Below are 14964 nucleotides of genomic sequence, written 5' to 3'. Positions count from 1 at the left end.
GCACCTCCCGGAGCTCCTACGGTGACGGCTCACACACCCTAAACAGGTTGCGCACGGTGAGCGCGTCCGCCTCTTGTGACCCAACGAGCAGGGCGACGTGGAGGTTACTCACGAGTTTCGCAATCCACAAACCAGGTGACGAAAGAAGCCGGTCATTCCTGGCGGAACGACTGTCCGGTGAGGACTCAGACCTCGATCAGCCGCCGCAGGACGAAGCGGATCGCCTCGATTTCCGGCTTGTCGAGGCGCGCGGCGTGCTGCTTCACCAACCGACTGCGGCTGATCGACTTCAGCTGATCACACATGGCGAAGCTCGGCTTGCCCAGCGACTCGAGTCGCGGCTGGAAAGGAAGACCTCGGTCCTTGGTGGTGCAGGGCACCACCAAGACGAGGTCGTTCGGCAGTTCACAGGCGAACGCGGAACCCACCACCACGGCGGGCCGCTGCCCCGCCTGCTCTCGGCCGACCTGAGGATCGAAGTTCGCCCACCACACCTGCCAAGGCCAGACCGTCCGGGTCACTCGGCGACCTCGGTGTCCACTTCGGCCAGTTCAGCGCTCTCCCGGAGGTAGTCATCGGCCATCTCCGGATCCGCAGCCAACTTGGCGAGCGCCCGGCGCGACTCGTGTTCGAAGAGCAACACGCGGAGCGCCTCGTCGAGCGTGGCACCGCCGAGTTCGGATTCCGCGATCCTGGCGAGCCTGTCCCGATTCTCCTGAGCGACACGCATACTGGTCTGCATACGCCCAGCATGCACGGCGGATGCAGATAAGGCAAGAAAAAGGCGGGCACCCCTCTCGGGATGCCCGCCTCGAATTCCGGAGTGCGGAAGAAACTACTTGACCGACACCTTGGCGCCGGCGGCCTCGAGCTTCTCCTTCGCCGCGTCGGCGGCGTCCTTGTCGACCTTCTCCAGGATCGGCTTCGGCGCGCCCTCGACGAGGTCCTTGGCCTCCTTCAGGCCCAGGCCCGAGACGACCTCGCGGACGACCTTGATGACCTGGATCTTCTTGTCGCCGGCACCCTCGAGGATGACGTCGAACTCGTCCTTCTCCTCCTCGGCCGGGGCGGCGGCAGCGGCACCCGGGGCGGCCGCGACGGCGACCGGCGCGGCGGCGGTGACGTCGAAGGTCTCCTCGAACTTCTTCACGAAGTCCGAGAGCTCGAGCAGGGTCAGCTCCTTGAAAGCGTCGAGCAGTTCTTCGGTGCTCAGCTTCGCCATGATGGCGGTCCTTTCTTACTGGGTTCGGGGGGTGGTGAAAAGTCAGCTCTCGGCCGGTGCCTCGGCGTCGCCGCCCTGCTGCTTCTCCTGCAGCGCGGCAGCCAGACGGGCCACCTGGGACGCCGGCGCCTGGAACAGCGCGGCGGCCTGGGACAGCTTCGCCTTGAACGCGCCCGCCGCCTTGGCGAGCAGGACCTCACGGCTGTCGAGATCGGCCAGCTGGTTGATCTCGTCGACAGTGAGGGCGCGGCCATCCATGTAGCCGCCCTTGATGACAAGCGCGTTGTTGTCCTTCGCGAAGTCACGAAGCGCCTTGGCGGCGTCGACCGGCTCACCCTCGACGAAGGCGATGGCGGTCGGACCGACGAACAGCTCTTCGAGACCCTCGAGCCCGGCGTCCTGAGCGGCGCGCTTGACGAGGGTGTTCTTCGCGACCCGGTACTTGGCACTGGTGCCGAGAGCGCGGCGCAGCTGACTCAGCTGGGACACGGAGAGGCCGTTGTACTGGGTGACCACGGCGGCCGAGCTCCCGCGGAAGCTGTCCGCGATCTCGGCGACCGCCGACACCTTGTCGGGCTTCGCCATTCCTCGCCTCCTCTCTTGGCTGGTGACCACCGGCCGGTCGAGGGGCCCTCAAACGACGAAACGCCCCGGCGCAGCAAGGCGCGGGGCGTGCAGGGCGGCCGCGAGGGCGCACCCGGAAATGCCTCGTTCCTCCTGCGCGGGCCGCCCGGCGGATGCGGGACCTTCGTTCCACACGGTGTGTGGATGACCAGCGGTCTTCGGTAGAACCGTCGTCCAGCATACACACCCGCTCCCGGTGGTCAGCGGCGGGACCGGGCGGGCATCATGAGCGGGTGCCCGAGCAGCGTGACGAGTCCGAGGACCACGGCGAACTGGAGCGCGCGCGGCCCGCCGAGCCGCCGCACGTGCAGTCGGCGCCCCAGCTCGATCCCGAGCAGCTGCGCCAGTTCCAGCAGTTCCAGCAGTTCCAGGACTACCTGCGCTACACCGAGGCCCAGCAGCGCGGCCAGGTCGTGCCGGGGTCCGGCGGGCCGCCGGTGCCGCCGCCGGGCGGGCAGGTGCAGGTGGCGCCGCCGGCGCCGAGCCCGCGGCCGAAGGTCCGGATGCCGCGGTTCGTGAAGCGGATCCTCGCGTCGGTGCTGTCGGCGCTGATCTTCCTCGCCGTGCTGGGCGTCGCGGGCAAGCTGCTGTACGACCACTTCTTCCCGCCGCAGGACGACGACCGCCCCGCGTCGGAGACCGGTGGCGGGACGTACCACGCCAACAAGATTCTCTCGACGCAGCCGTACGAGGCGGTGCGGAAGGTGTACCAGCAGGTCGCGCAGGGGCGGCCGGACCTGGCGTGCGGGTACTTCGACATCCCGGTGCAGCAGAAGTTCGCGACGGACCTCGGGTACGCGGACTGCCAGGCGGCGGTGCTGGACCTGAAGACGCGGGTCACGAACGTCAACGACTACGCCGAGTCCCTGCCGAGCTACGTCTCGGGCCAGCAGGGCACCACGATCACCATCGACTCCTGCGCGTTCGGCGTCAGCGGCGGTCCCGCGCTGGGCGTCTTCACGGTGCAGCAGGTCGACAAGGGCCAGTGGCTGATCACGGGCCACGAGCCCGGCCCGCGCACCTGCGCGCCTCCGACCACGGCCGCCTCGCCGACGTCCTGACAGACGAAACCGGCCGGCCTCCCGGGTGGGGAGACCGGCCGGTCGTGACGTTGTCGCCGTCAGGCGTTCGCGTCCTCCGAGAGGAGGTTGCGGGTGCGTGCCGGGTCGACCGGGATACCCGGGCCCATCGTGGTCGAGAAGACGACCTTCTTCAGGTAGCGGCCCTTCGCGGCGGAGGGCTTGACCCGCAGGATCTCGTCCAGCGCGGCCGCGTAGTTCTCCACCAGCTTCTCCGGCTCGAACGACGCCTTGCCGATCACGAGGTGCAGGTTGGCCTGCTTGTCGACCCGGAAGCTGATCTTGCCGCCCTTGATGTCGGCGACGGCCTTCGCGACCGCGGGGGTCACGGTGCCGGTCTTCGGGTTCGGCATCAGGCCACGCGGGCCGAGGATGCGGGCGATGCGCCCGACCTTCGCCATCTGGTCCGGCGTCGCGATCGCGGCGTCGAAGTCGAGCCAGCCACCCTGGATGCGCTCGATCAGTTCGTCCGTGCCGACCGCGTCCGCGCCGGCGGCCTCGGCCTCGGCGGCCTTGTCACCGACGGCGAACACGATCACGCGAGCGGTCTTGCCCGTACCGTGCGGCAGGTTCACGGTGCCGCGGACCATCTGGTCGGCCTTGCGGGGGTCGACCCCGAGACGCACGGCCACCTCGACCGTGGCGTCCATCTTGACCTTGGAAGTCTCCTTCGCGAGCTTCGCCGCCTCGAGCGGGGCGTACAGCCGCTCGCGGTCGACCAGCTCGGAGGCCTGGCGGTAGGCCTTGCTGCGCTTTGCCATGCTCTGTCCTTAACTACGAAAAAAGTGGATCAGTCGTGGTCCGGGCCAGCGCCTGGCCCTCCCACTGTTCGTCGTGCTTATTCGACCGTGATGCCCATCGAACGGGCCGTACCCGCGATGATCTTGGCTGCCTGGTCGATGTCCAGCGCGTTGAGGTCGCTCTTCTTGGTCTCCGCGATCTCACGCACCTGGTCCCAGGTCACCTTCGCGACCTTGGTCTTGTGCGGCTCGCCGGAGCCCTTCTCGATCCCGGCGGCCTTCAGCAGCAGCTTCGCGGCCGGCGGGGTCTTGAGCTTGAAGTCGAACGACCGGTCTTCGTACACGGAGATCTCGACCGGCACCACGTTGCCGCGCTGCGACTCGGTGGCGGCGTTGTAGGCCTTGCAGAACTCCATGATGTTGACGCCGTGCTGACCCAGCGCGGGGCCGACCGGCGGAGCCGGGTTCGCGGCACCCGCCTGAATCTGCAGCTTGATGATCGCTGCAAGCTTCTTCTTCTTGGGTGGCATTCCTAGTTCCTATTCACTACTGCGTACCCCGGGCGCCTGCCTGCGCCCGAGGGCCAACGTCCCAGTCTACCGGGCCGTCAGATCTTGGAGACCTGGTTGAACGACAGCTCGACCGGCGTCTCGCGGCCGAAGATCGACACCAGCACCTTCAGCTTCTGCGCGTCCGCGTTGACCTCGCTGATCGTCGCGGGCAGGGTGGCGAACGGGCCGTCCATGACGGTGACCGACTCGCCGACCTCGAAGTCCACCTCGACCGGCGCGCCGCCCAGGCTGGTCTCGGCCGCGGCCGCCTCGCCCTTGGCCTTCGCCGGGGCCGGCTTCTCGACCTTCGGCGCCAGGAACTTCAGCACCTCGTCGACGGTCAGCGGCGACGGCTTGGAGGTGGCGCCGACGAAGCCGGTGACACCCGGGGTGTTGCGCACCGCGCCCCACGACGCGTCGTTGAGCTCCATCCGGACCAGGATGTAACCGGGCAGCACCTTGCGCTGCACCTGCTTGCGCTGGCCGTTCTTGATCTCGGTGACCTCCTCGGTGGGCACCTCGATCTGGAAGATGAAGTCCTCGACGTCCAGGGTCTGCGTCCGGGTCTCGAGGTTGTTCTTGACCTTGTTCTCGTACCCGGCGTAGGAGTGCACGACGTACCACTCGCCGGGCAGCGACTGCAGCTCCTTGCGGAGCTTGGCGACCGGGTCCTCGTCGTCCGCCTCGGGCTCGGTGGCCTCGGTGGCGGCGGCGTCCTCGGTGGCGTCGTCGTCGGCGGTGTCCGCCGCGGTCGGCTCGAGGTCGGCCTGCGCCTCGGCGCCGGTCTCCGCGGTGTCGGCGGCCTCGCCCGCCTCGTTCGCGGGGTCCACCGGCTCGTCAAACTCGTCGCCGGCTGTCAGACCGTTCTCGGAGGTCACGTTCCGTCCTCTCACTTGATCGCTTGTCGTGTCTGGTGCCTGCCCGCGCGCCCGGCGCGCCTCAGCCGAACAGCCAGAACACGCCCTTGCGGAACACGAAGTCCAGCAAGTAGACCAACGCGACCATGAAAGCCACGAAGACCAGCACCACGGTGGTGTAGGTGACCATCTGGTTGCGCGTCGGCCAGATGACCTTGCGCAGCTCGGCCCACACCTCGCGGACGAACCGCGTCAGCCGCGCCACCAGCGACGGCTTCTTCTCCTTGCGGTCCCGCTTCGGGGTCGCCCGGCCCTTCTTGGCATCGGCCTTCGTCGCACCCTCGGTGCTCGACGCGGCCTTCGCGGCCGGGCGCGCCTTGTCGGCGTCCTTGGCCGTGGCCTTGCCCGCAGGGCGGGCGGAGGCGCGGCGCTCGCGCCGAGCCGCGGCGGTGACCGGACGCGAAGCCCGCTTGGACTCCTGCTCCTTCTCGCCGCCGGCGTCGCTGTCGCTCACGACCACTCCTCCGCTTGGACCACCTATGCCGAAGCAGGGGCGACAGGACTCGAACCTGCGACCTGCGGTTTTGGAGACCGCTGCTCTACCAACTGAGCTACACCCCTTCGAGCTGAACCACCGCTCGCCGGACACCCTTCACCAACCCCGCATCCCGTGCGGGGTCACGCGCCGGACGTTCCAAGTTCGGCAGTCTACGGCAAGCCCTGGGTGGGCCCGCAACCGAGCCCTCCCGAGGCCCTGCCCTGCGCGTTTGATCACAGGGCGGCCGTGCCACCATGAAGCCATGACCTCTCCCGCAACCGTCACCCGCCCGCGCATCTCGGCCCGCATCGCCGGCATCACGCCGTCGGCGACCCTCGCGGTGGATGCGAAGGTCAAGGCGCTCAAGGCCGAGGGCCGCCCGGTGATCGGCTTCGGCGCGGGGCAGCCCGACTTCCCGACGCCGGACCACGTCGTCGAGGCCGCCGCGGCCGCCGTGCGCGACCGCGCGAACCACGGGTACACCGCCGCCGCCGGCCTGCCGGAGTTCCGCGAGGCCCTCGCCGAGAAGACGCTGCGCGACTCCGGCTTCGAGGTCCAGCCCTCGCAGATCCTCGTCACCAACGGCGGCAAGCAGGCCGTCTACTCGGCGTTCGCCACGCTGCTCGACCCGGGCGACGAGGTGCTGCTGCTGGCCCCGTACTGGACCACGTACCCGGAGTCGATCAAGCTCGCCGGTGGCGTTCCGGTGCAGGTCACCGCGGACGAGTCCACCGACTACCTGGTCTCGGTCGAGCAGCTGGAGGCCGCGCGCACCGAGCGCACGAAGGTGCTGCTGTTCAACTCGCCGTCCAACCCGACCGGCTCGGTGTACCCGCGTGAGCAGATCGAGGCGATCGGCAAGTGGGCCTACGAGCACGGCATCTGGGTCGTCACCGACGAGATCTACGAGCACCTGGTGTACGACGAGGCGAAGAACTACTCGCTGCCCGTCGTGGTCCCCGAGATGGCCGACCGGACCCTGGTGCTCAACGGCGTCGCGAAGACGTACTCGATGACGGGCTGGCGCGTCGGCTGGATCATCGGCCCGCAGGACGTGGTCAAGGCCGCGTCGAGCTACCAGACGCACCTGTGCGGCAACGTGGCGAACGTGGCGCAGCGCGCCGCGCTGGCCGCCGTGGCCGGGCCGCTGGACATCGTGCACGAGATGCGCGCCGCGTTCGACGTGCGCCGAAAGAAGATCGTGTCGATGCTGTCGGAGGTCCCCGGCTTCGAGTGCCCGACGCCGAAGGGCGCGTTCTACGCGTACCCGTCGGTGAAGGGCGCGCTGGGCAAGGAGATCCGCGGCGAGCGGCCGAAGGACTCACTGGAGCTGGCGGACCTGATCCTGCGCGAGGCCGAGGTGGCCGTGGTGCCGGGTGAGGCGTTCGGCACGCCCGGTTACTTCCGGTTCTCGTACGCGCTGGCGGAGTCCGACCTGGTCGAGGGCGTGCAGCGGGTCGGCAACCTGCTGTCCGAGGCCAAGTAGCGCACCCTGGAGGGGTGGTCAGGAAACTCCTCGTCGGGCTGATCGCGCTCGCGGTGATCGTCGCCGCGGGCGCGTTCGCGTATTCCCGGTCGCAGCAGAACACGTCGGCGTCACCGCCCGCGGTTCCCGTGCAGTCGGGCCGTTATGTCGCGCTGGGCGACTCGTACACGTCGGCGCCGCGGACCGGGAACGCGGCCGGGCAGCCGGTGGGCTGCCAGCGTTCGGACAACAACTACCCGCACCTCGTGGCGGCCGAGTTGCACCCGGTGCAGTTCGTGGACGTCAGCTGCGCCGGGGCGACCACCGAGCACCTGTACGAGTCGCAGCGCACGAACGACGGCACCAACCCGCCGCAGCTCGACGCCCTCACCCCGGACACGGTGCTGGTGACGCTCGGCATCGGGGGCAACGACGTCGGGCTCATCGGCCTGATCCAGCAGTGCGGCACCGACGACGTGAACGCGACGCCGTGCCGGAACAGGTTGACCGCGGGCGGCCGGGACCAGCTGGCGCAGCGGATCGACCAGACGGCGGCGAAGGTCGGCAGCGCGCTGACGGCGATCCACGGAAAGACCCCGAACGCCCGGGTGCTGCTGGTGGGTTACCCGACGGTCCTCCCCGACGGCGACGGGTGTTTCCCGTTCCTGCCCCTGGTCCCGGCCGACGTGGCGTACCTGCGCGACACGGCGGACCGGCTGAACGCGATGCTCGCGGAGCAGGCGAAGACACACGGCGCGGACTACGTCGACACGGCGACGCCGAGCAAGGGCCACGACCTGTGCCAGAAGGCGACGGTCAAGTGGGTCGAAGACCTGGTCCCGTCCGCCCCGGCGGCAGCCCTGCACCCGAACGCCAACGGCGAGAAGGCAATGGCGGACGCGGTGGTGCGGGCGGCAGGTTGAAGCGGGTCAGTCGAGGTCGCCCAGCGCCCGGTCGAGTCCGCGCACGAGGCAACCCCAGGCATCGCGCAGCGTGCTATCAACCTGCCGCCCGCCCCAACCTCACTTCAGATGCCGCGCGAAGAACCGTCCTCCGTCGTCGCCCTCGAACTGTGGGACGCCGGTGTGCCCGCCCAGGTTCGCGTGCAGCGTCTTCTCCTTCGAGCCGAACGCGTCGAACAGATCCAGCGCCGCCTGCCGGTCGTTGCCCTCGTCGTCCCACTGGAGCAGGACCAGCAGCGGGATGCCGACCTGCCGGGCTTCCTCGAACATGCTGCGGGGCACGAAGCTCCCGGCGAACAGGACGGCGGCCGAGATGCGTGGCTCCACCACCGCCAGCCGGGTGCCGATGGCGATCACCCCTCCCGAGAACCCGACCGGGCCGCCGATCTCGGGCAGCGCGAGGAGGGCGTCCAGGGTCGCCTGCCATTCCGGGACCGCCTTCTCGACCAGCGGGAGGATCAGCCGGTCGACGATCTCGTCCAGTGGCTCTCCGGCCGCCATCGCCCGGCGCAGGTCGGCGCGAGCCTCCTCCAGCGCGGCGGAACGGGGCCGGTCACCGCTTCCGGGGAGCTCGATGGTGGCCGAGGCTAAGCCGTCCTTCGCGGCGTGCCGGGCCCGGCCCACCAGCCGGGGATACATCCTGCCCAGGCCGCCGGGGTGGCCGAGCAGGATCAGCGGGGCCGGTGCGGACGCGGGCGTCCACAGGATGCCGGGGATCTCGCCGAGGGTGAACTCGCGTTCGAGGACGCCGTCGTCGAGGCGCCGTTCGGAAGTGAACTGCATGGTCGTGCCTTTCGGGAGTGCTCGTGAAACGGCGCTCCCGGACGACCTATCGCCCGACCGTGACCCCTGAGGGGAGCACCCATGTCAAAACGTTCACGGGTACCACCTCCTCGGTCTCTCGCACGGCCTCCGGAAAAGTAGCAGCGGCCGCGTGCCAGGCCAACCGGTTTTACGGAACCCCGTCACCGCACGACGGCGGTCGCCTTGCCCAGCACGGTCTTCCCCGCGAACTTGGCCGTGATGTCCACCCTCGCCGTGCCGTCTTCGCGGACCTCGCCCACCTTGCCGGTGAACTCGACGAGCGCGCCCTCCTCGTCGTCCGGCACCACGACCGGGCGCGTGAACCGGACGCCGTATTCGAGCAGCCGGGACGGGTCGCCCAGCCAGTCGGTGACCAGCCGGCCGCCCAGCGCCATCGTGAGCATCCCGTGCGCGATCACGTCCGGCAGCCCGACATCCTTGGCGAACCGCTCGTTCCAGTGGATCGGGTTGAAGTCCAGCGACGCGCCCGCGTACCGGACCAGCCTCTCCCGCGTCACGCGCACGTTCAGCGCCGGCAGCTCCTCGCCCACGGTGTACGCCATCACGCCTCCCCCCGGACCACGAGCTGCGCGCGCGTGGTGCACACCGGTTCGCCGTCCTCGTCGGTGATCTCCGCGCGCACGGTCAGGAAGTCGTTGCCCGCACGGGCCATGATGTCCTCGACGTACGTCGTCAGCCGCAGGCGGTCGCCCGCGCGCACCGGGCGGGTGTGGCGGAAGCTCTGGTCGCCGTGCACCATCCGCGAGTAGTCCAGCCCCAGCTCCGGGTCCGCGACGATCGTGTTGATCGCCGCCAGGTTGATCACCGTGAGGAACGTGGGCGGGGCGATGACGTCGGGGTGGCCCGCGGCCCGCGCCGCCTCCGGGTCGCGGTACACCGGGTTGTCGTCGCCGATCGCGTCGGCGAACTCCCGGATCTTCTCGCGGCCGACCTCGTAGGTGCTGGTCGGCGGATAGCTACGCCCGATGAACGACTGGTCGAGTGGCACGGAAGGCACATTACCCAGCGAGCGCGATCGCCCCGCGCAGGGCGCCGTCGTGCGGGAAGCGGGCCGCCACCACCTCCGGCGGGAACGGCACGGCGTGGGCCAGCCGATCCCGCAACGCGGGCAGGATGACGTCGTTCGAGCCCGACAGGCCGCCGCCCACGGCGATCCGGCGCGGGTCGAGGGTGATCGCGAGGTTCGCGACGTGCCGGGACAGCTCGTCGAGGGCCTGCGACACCAGCTCCTTCGCCGCCGGATCCCGCCGTGCCAACGCGAACAGCTCGGCCGCGGTCACCGGGCGGCCCAGCGCCGCGCTCGCCCGCAGCCCCAGCGCCCGCCCGCCGACCACGTCCTCCAGCGGCGCCGCGCCCGAGGCGAAACCCTCGTCGACCCCCGCCACCAGGTGGTAACCGATCTCGCCCGCCGCCCCGTTCGCCCCGGTCAGCACCCGGCCGCCGACGACGAGCGCGGCGGCGATACCCGTGCCCAGTGACAGGAACACCGCCGGATCGGCGCCCGCGAGCGCACCCCATCGCGCCTCCGCGAGCCCGGCCGCCTTCACGTCCGTGCCCACGGTGATCGGCGCGGCGAACTCCGCGGCCACCAGGTCGTGCAGCCGCAGGTTCTCCCAGCCCGGCACGTTCGGTGCGAGCAGGATCTTCTCGGGCAGGACGATGCCGGGGCTCACGACGCCGACCGCGGCTGGCTCGGCGCCGTCGAGCAGGTCGCGCGCGGCGGCCAGCGCCCGCGACACGACCTGCCCGGCCCCGAGTTCGGCCTCGGTGTCCAGCCTCGCCTGGCGCACCAGGTTCCCCGCCCGGTCGGCGACTCCGACGGCGACCTTCGTGCCGCCGAAGTCGATGCCCAGTACGAAACCGCTCACCCGATCACCGTGATCGCCGCCGTGTTGAACCCGTCGAGGCTCACGTGCGGTGCGGCCACCGGGTCGTAGGTGGCGGTGAGTGTCTGCGACTCCCCGGGCCACAACGTGATGTCGTTGTCGTCCCACGTCGCCGACGCGACCTGCGACCCGTCCGCCTGCCGGACGTCGGCACGCAGGAAGAACGCGACCTTGTCCGACGTGTTGGTGACGGTGACCTGGGTGACGCCCGGCCGCGGCGTGCTCGCGACCGCACGCACCGACGACGGCGGCAACGACTGCAGCGCCGAGAAGTCCGCGTACTGCTTCATCGTCGCCTGCGGGTTGCCCAGGGTGGCGGGCCAGTCCACGACGTCGGGCTTCGCCGAGCGCCAGTAGACGTTGCGGTCGACGACCTTGCCGTGCTGCGACAGGAGCAGCTCGACGAAGGAGACCCCGCTGGTGGGCAGCTTCGGACGCAGCACGTCGTTGCGGACCTGCTGGCTGTTCAGCGCGATCCCGCCGGCCTTCTGGTCGTCGAGGAGCTTGCCGCTCAGGTCGTACACCTTGGCTTCGACGCTCACGCCGTCCTGCTTCGCCCCGCCGAGGTTGTCCACCGTGACCTGGTTGTCGTCGTAGCCCAGCAGCGCGTGCAGCGGCTTGTTCGCCTTCTGCGCGCCGTAGTACGAGCCGGGCTGGTCGCCGTCGTAGTTGTAGAGCGACCACAGCAGCGTCGGCCAGCCCTTGTTGAGCTGCCAGTACACGACGCCCGTCGAGGGGTTGGCCTTGTCCGTCGAGTGGTCCAGGAAGGCCTCGAACTGCGAGCGGGTGTTCTCGTAGTTCTGCACCTGGGCCAGCTGCACGTAACTGTCCAAATCGGACCAACTGCCGTAGCGGGCCTTCAGCGCGGTGTCGAACGTGTACAGCGTGCCGAAGGCGTAGCCGCCGTGCCCGGGCTCGAAGTTCGCGTGGTACTGGTTGTACGCCGGGTCCTGCCAGAGCTTCGCCTGCTCCTCCGGGGAGAGGAACCGCTTGATCGAGTCGAGCGTGGGCACGGTGTCGCCGGCGCTCTGCTCGCTCGCGAAGCCCCACGAGCCGCCCGCGTTGCTGCGGCTCGGGTCGTCCGGGTCGTAGTGCGTGGTGTCGTACCAGTACGTCGGCGGAACCCAGTCGTACGGGCCTTCCTTCTCCCCCGCCGGGCCGAGCGTCGGCGTGCTCTTGTACTCGGCCGACGCGATGATCGGCACCTGGAAGTCCGCCTCGGCGAACCCGGCGAGCGATTCCCGCTCCTGGCGCGGCAGCGGCTCGTTGTCGCTCCAGCCGTAGGTGATCACGCTCGGGTGGTTGCGCTCCATCTCGCCGATGCTGCGAGCCGAGTCGTGCATGATCCGGAAGTCGCGCTCGGTCAGGTTGGCCTCGCTGTCGGGCTGCCACGCGTCGCAGCACAGGAACCCGCCCAGCACGAGCAGGCCCGCGCGGTCCATCTGGTCGTAGAAGTCCTGCGGCATGTCGTGGCCTTCGAGGCGGACGCCGGACAGGCCCAGGTTCTTGATCAGCTGGACCTGGTGGGCCACGTCGGTCTTCGAGTAGCGCAGGAACAGGTCCGGCGCGTACCCGCCGCCGCGGAACACGAACTCCTTGCCGTTGACGGCGAAGATGCGCGCGCCGTCGGGCAGCTGCGGCGAGCCGCCGACGAGCCGTGTGGTGACGGTGCGGATGCCGAAGGTGTCGCTGGAGGTGGTGGACACCTTGCCGTCCTGCGAAACCGCGGTGCTCAGCGTGTACAGCGGCTGGTCACCCATCGAATACGGCCACCAGACCTTCGGGTGGTTGATCGTCACCGGGGCGAACGTCACGGTCTTCGTGGTGTTCGCGGGCACGGTCACGGTCTGCCGCACGACCACCGGTTTCCCGCCGTCCGGTGGGGTGATCGTGGCGGTGACGTCGCCGGTCTGGGCGCGGCTCGCGTTGTTGGTGAGGTCGAGCTTCGCGGTCAGCTTCGAGCTGGACAGGTCGGCCGCGTTCTGCTGCAGGACGTGTGCGTTGGAGCCGGTGAGCGCGTCGGAGATCTGCAGCTGGACCGGGTACTGGATGCCGGTGTTGTTGTCCGGCGGGAACTGGTTCCAGTCGACTTGGTCGAGGGTGTACATCTTCGTCGGGTCGTTCGGGTACACCTTGACCGCCAGCGAGTTCTTGCCCTGGCGCACGAACGGAGTGACGTCGAAGGTGTGCGCGGCGAAGGCGCCGCTGACCTCGTCACGCGTCGCGACCTGCTGCCCGTCGACCCAGACGTCGGCCTCGCCCACGACACCCGGGATGGTCAGCTTCACGTCCTGCCCGGGCTTGGTGGCCAGCGTGAAGTCGGTGCGGAACCACCACGGCACGGCGAAGCGCGGCACGGTGACCGGGCCGAGCTTGTCGACGTACCCGAAGCACTTGCGCATGTTGTCGGAGTAGAAGACGTCCGGGCACGCGCCGTTCTGCAGTAGCGCGTTGATCTCGGTGCCGGGCGCGCCGGCGTCGTCGGGCCTGACCGGCAGCCAGTTCGTCGTGCGGTAGGCGGGGTTGGAGATCTGCTCGGCCGGGTCGGTCGCGACAGCGCTGCTCTGCACCTGCCAGCCCTGCTTGCCGACGGTGATCAGCCCGGTGTCGTGCGGTTGCGCCGCGGCGGTCGGGGTGAGCAGTGCGGTCGCGGCCAGTACCACGGCTCCCAGTGCGAGTTTCATGCTGCGTACGCCTCCCGGATCTCCTTCTCCCCGAAGGGCCAGGTCCGCTCGACCTTCGCCCAGATCAGGTACGCGACGACGCCCACGACCACCCACGCCAGCGTCAGCCACTTCGACAGCGGGCTGGCGGAGTAGAAGATGTAGCCCCAGCCGACGAGCGCGAGGACCGTCGGCACCGGGTAGAGCCACTGGCGGTACGGGCGCCGGAGGTTCGGCTGGCGCCGCCGCAGGACCACGATCGCCGCGACCTGCGCGACCGACTGCACGATCACCAGCACGGCCAGCGCCATGTTGATCACGTCGGTGAGCGTGAACAGCGAGCCGATCGCGGTGATCACGCCCATCGCCAGCAGCCCGACGGTCGGGAAGTTCAACCGTGGGTGCAGCTTCGCGAACCACGGCAGGAACAGCTTGTCGCGTGCGGCCTCGTACGGCACGCGCGAGCCGCCGAGCAGCCCGGCGAACACCGAACCGAAGGCGGTGATCACGATCGCGACCGAGATGATCTTCGCGGCCACCCCGCCCCACGTCCGCTCCAGCACGAGCGACGCGATGGACGACGAGTTCTGCACCTCCTGCCACGGCACCGCGCCGAGCACGCCGACCTGCAGCAGGAAGTACAGGGCCATGATGCCGAGCACGGAGTAGATCACCGAGCGCGGCAGCGTCCGGCCCGGGTCGCGCAGCTCGGCGCCGAGGTAGGCCGTGGTGTTGTAGCCGAGGTAGTCGTAGATCGCGATGACGAGACCGGCGCCGAGGCCGGTCCAGAACGCGCCGCCGGAGCCGAACGCGCCGGGCGTGAACCCGAACGCCTGGCCGCCGTCGAAGTGCGTGAACGCGGCGATGATCACGGCGAAGACGGAGAACAGCATCACGCCGAACAGGACGGTCGTGAGCTTGCCGATCTCGCCGATCCGCCGCCACAGTGCGAAGACGACGACCGCCACGATCGCGATGCCCACGACGTGGCCCAGCACGGTGGTGCCGCCGTCGGCGTCGACCAGTCCCGGCACGAGGTAGCCGAGGTAGCTGACCATGCCGATCGCGCCGGTGGACATGATCAGCGGGATGAACAGCACGGCGCTCCACGCGAACAGGAACGGCATGAGCCGCCCGGTGCGGTACTGGAACGCCTCCCGCAGGTAGATGTAGGTGCCGCCGGCGCCGGGCATGGCGGCGCCCAGCTCGGCCCAGATCAGCCCGTCGGCCAGCGCGATGATCGCGCCAATGACCCAGCCGAACATCGCCTGCGGGCCGCCCATCGTCGCCACCATCGCGGGGATGGTGACGAACGGCCCGATGCCGCACATCTGGGTCATGTTGATCGCGGTCGCCTGCAGGGGGCCGATCTGCCGTTGCAGGCCGGTCGTCTCGGATCTTGTGGGAGAGCTCATGGCGCGCCTCCGTCCCGGATTTGTTAAGAAGGTTTCTTAACAGAAGCCTGACGTGGAGGGAAGGGCTTCTCCGTAAACTGGCGATTACTCGGTTCGAAGGCAGGGGGATGGAGCGGTGACGGTCGGCACTCCCGCGG

Annotated in this window: 17 protein-coding genes and 1 tRNA gene; 3 read left to right on the top strand and 15 right to left on the bottom strand. The window is 69.6% G+C overall.

The features are described 5' to 3' along the window. Positions 1-185: 185 nt before the first annotated feature. The 4 genes from FHX82_RS04190 to rplJ form a co-directional block, all read right to left on the bottom strand. Entirely contained in the window at positions 186-521 is a 336-nt protein-coding gene (locus FHX82_RS04190; RefSeq protein WP_221215332.1) for a type II toxin-antitoxin system PemK/MazF family toxin, read from the bottom strand. Next, entirely contained in the window at positions 518-742 is a 225-nt protein-coding gene (locus tag FHX82_RS04185) for a hypothetical protein (protein WP_145933210.1), read from the bottom strand. The genes FHX82_RS04190 and FHX82_RS04185 overlap by 4 nt, the downstream gene beginning before the upstream one ends. A gap of 93 nt (positions 743-835) precedes the next feature. Further along, the gene (rplL, locus tag FHX82_RS04180) at positions 836-1222 is read right to left on the bottom strand and encodes a 50S ribosomal protein L7/L12 (RefSeq protein WP_145933211.1); all 387 of its coding nucleotides are present in this window, start codon (positions 1220-1222) and stop codon (positions 836-838) included. Between the two features lie 42 nt (positions 1223-1264). Continuing rightward, positions 1265-1807 (bottom strand): 50S ribosomal protein L10, encoded by a 543-nt coding sequence (rplJ, locus tag FHX82_RS04175; protein ID WP_145933212.1) that lies wholly within the window; start codon positions 1805-1807, stop codon positions 1265-1267. Positions 1808-2079: 272 nt separating this feature from the next. Between rplJ and FHX82_RS04170 the strand changes: the two genes are divergently transcribed. Continuing rightward, a complete protein-coding gene (locus FHX82_RS04170; protein ID WP_145933213.1) occupies positions 2080-2907 on the top strand; it encodes a hypothetical protein in 828 nt (275 codons plus the stop codon). Between the two features lie 59 nt (positions 2908-2966). Here FHX82_RS04170 and rplA read toward each other — a convergent pair whose 3' ends face one another. From rplA to FHX82_RS04145, 5 genes are all read right to left on the bottom strand, one after another. Beyond that, positions 2967-3686 carry a 50S ribosomal protein L1 gene (gene rplA / locus FHX82_RS04165; RefSeq protein ID WP_145933214.1) on the bottom strand — a complete coding sequence of 240 codons (720 nt, stop codon included), beginning with the start codon at positions 3684-3686 and terminating at the stop codon, positions 2967-2969. A gap of 77 nt (positions 3687-3763) precedes the next feature. Continuing rightward, positions 3764-4195 carry a 50S ribosomal protein L11 gene (gene rplK, locus FHX82_RS04160; protein ID WP_091505061.1) on the bottom strand — a complete coding sequence of 144 codons (432 nt, stop codon included), beginning with the start codon at positions 4193-4195 and terminating at the stop codon, positions 3764-3766. Positions 4196-4272: 77 nt separating this feature from the next. After that, a complete protein-coding gene (nusG, locus tag FHX82_RS04155) occupies positions 4273-5094 on the bottom strand; it encodes a transcription termination/antitermination protein NusG (RefSeq protein WP_145933215.1) in 822 nt (273 codons plus the stop codon). A 61-nt stretch (positions 5095-5155) separates the two neighbouring features. Beyond that, positions 5156-5587, bottom strand: a complete 432-nt coding sequence (secE, locus tag FHX82_RS37620) for a preprotein translocase subunit SecE (RefSeq protein WP_183176469.1) — start codon at positions 5585-5587, stop codon at positions 5156-5158. 34 nt (positions 5588-5621) lie between these two features. After that, a tRNA-Trp gene (locus FHX82_RS04145) sits at positions 5622-5694 on the bottom strand. A gap of 179 nt (positions 5695-5873) precedes the next feature. Between FHX82_RS04145 and FHX82_RS04140 the strand changes: the two genes are divergently transcribed. Both FHX82_RS04140 and FHX82_RS04135 read left to right on the top strand, forming a co-directional pair. After that, entirely contained in the window at positions 5874-7097 is a 1224-nt protein-coding gene (locus tag FHX82_RS04140) for a pyridoxal phosphate-dependent aminotransferase (RefSeq protein ID WP_145933216.1), read from the top strand. A 14-nt stretch (positions 7098-7111) separates the two neighbouring features. After that, positions 7112-7999 (top strand): SGNH/GDSL hydrolase family protein, encoded by an 888-nt coding sequence (locus tag FHX82_RS04135; protein WP_145933217.1) that lies wholly within the window; start codon positions 7112-7114, stop codon positions 7997-7999. Positions 8000-8098: 99 nt separating this feature from the next. Here FHX82_RS04135 and FHX82_RS04130 read toward each other — a convergent pair whose 3' ends face one another. The 6 genes from FHX82_RS04130 to FHX82_RS04105 form a co-directional block, all read right to left on the bottom strand. Next, positions 8099-8821 carry a dienelactone hydrolase family protein gene (locus FHX82_RS04130; RefSeq protein ID WP_145933218.1) on the bottom strand — a complete coding sequence of 241 codons (723 nt, stop codon included), beginning with the start codon at positions 8819-8821 and terminating at the stop codon, positions 8099-8101. A gap of 182 nt (positions 8822-9003) precedes the next feature. Continuing rightward, positions 9004-9405: a MaoC family dehydratase gene (locus tag FHX82_RS04125; protein ID WP_145933219.1), complete on the bottom strand. Its 402-nt coding sequence runs from the start codon at positions 9403-9405 to the stop codon at positions 9004-9006. Beyond that, positions 9405-9851, bottom strand: coding sequence for a MaoC family dehydratase N-terminal domain-containing protein (locus tag FHX82_RS04120; RefSeq protein WP_145933220.1), 447 nt, complete (start codon positions 9849-9851; stop codon positions 9405-9407). The genes FHX82_RS04125 and FHX82_RS04120 overlap by 1 nt, the downstream gene beginning before the upstream one ends. Before the next feature lie 10 nt (positions 9852-9861). Continuing rightward, on the bottom strand, positions 9862-10731 hold the full coding sequence (locus FHX82_RS04115; RefSeq protein ID WP_145933221.1) for an ROK family protein: 870 nt from the start codon (positions 10729-10731) through the stop codon (positions 9862-9864). After that, positions 10728-13433: a glycoside hydrolase family 2 protein gene (locus FHX82_RS04110; RefSeq protein ID WP_145933222.1), complete on the bottom strand. Its 2706-nt coding sequence runs from the start codon at positions 13431-13433 to the stop codon at positions 10728-10730. The genes FHX82_RS04115 and FHX82_RS04110 overlap by 4 nt, the downstream gene beginning before the upstream one ends. Beyond that, positions 13430-14827 (bottom strand): APC family permease, encoded by a 1398-nt coding sequence (locus FHX82_RS04105; protein ID WP_145933223.1) that lies wholly within the window; start codon positions 14825-14827, stop codon positions 13430-13432. Before FHX82_RS04105 ends, FHX82_RS04110 begins: the two co-directional genes overlap by 4 nt. Between the last annotated feature and the right edge of the window lie 137 nt (positions 14828-14964).

This window comes from Amycolatopsis bartoniae (assembly GCF_014191255.1).
GTDB classification, from domain to species: Bacteria; Actinomycetota; Actinomycetes; order Mycobacteriales; family Pseudonocardiaceae; genus Amycolatopsis_E; species Amycolatopsis_E bartoniae.
This window is presented reverse-complemented; position numbering and strand designations above follow the sequence as displayed.

What these genes read in the sequence shown, in the direction of transcription:
- FHX82_RS04130 (WP_145933218.1), bottom strand. Translation starts at nt 8,821, where the DNA reads ATGCAGTTCACTTCCGAACGGCGCCTCGACGACGGCGTCCTCGAACGC.
- FHX82_RS04140 (WP_145933216.1), top strand. Translation starts at nt 5,874, where the DNA reads ATGACCTCTCCCGCAACCGTCACCCGCCCGCGCATCTCGGCCCGCATC.
- rplJ (WP_145933212.1), bottom strand. Translation starts at nt 1,807, where the DNA reads ATGGCGAAGCCCGACAAGGTGTCGGCGGTCGCCGAGATCGCGGACAGC.
- rplA (WP_145933214.1), bottom strand. Translation starts at nt 3,686, where the DNA reads ATGGCAAAGCGCAGCAAGGCCTACCGCCAGGCCTCCGAGCTGGTCGAC.
- rplK (WP_091505061.1), bottom strand. Translation starts at nt 4,195, where the DNA reads ATGCCACCCAAGAAGAAGAAGCTTGCAGCGATCATCAAGCTGCAGATT.
- FHX82_RS04125 (WP_145933219.1), bottom strand. Translation starts at nt 9,405, where the DNA reads ATGGCGTACACCGTGGGCGAGGAGCTGCCGGCGCTGAACGTGCGCGTG.
- FHX82_RS04185 (WP_145933210.1), bottom strand. Translation starts at nt 742, where the DNA reads ATGCAGACCAGTATGCGTGTCGCTCAGGAGAATCGGGACAGGCTCGCC.
- rplL (WP_145933211.1), bottom strand. Translation starts at nt 1,222, where the DNA reads ATGGCGAAGCTGAGCACCGAAGAACTGCTCGACGCTTTCAAGGAGCTG.
- FHX82_RS04105 (WP_145933223.1), bottom strand. Translation starts at nt 14,827, where the DNA reads ATGAGCTCTCCCACAAGATCCGAGACGACCGGCCTGCAACGGCAGATC.
- FHX82_RS04110 (WP_145933222.1), bottom strand. Translation starts at nt 13,433, where the DNA reads ATGAAACTCGCACTGGGAGCCGTGGTACTGGCCGCGACCGCACTGCTC.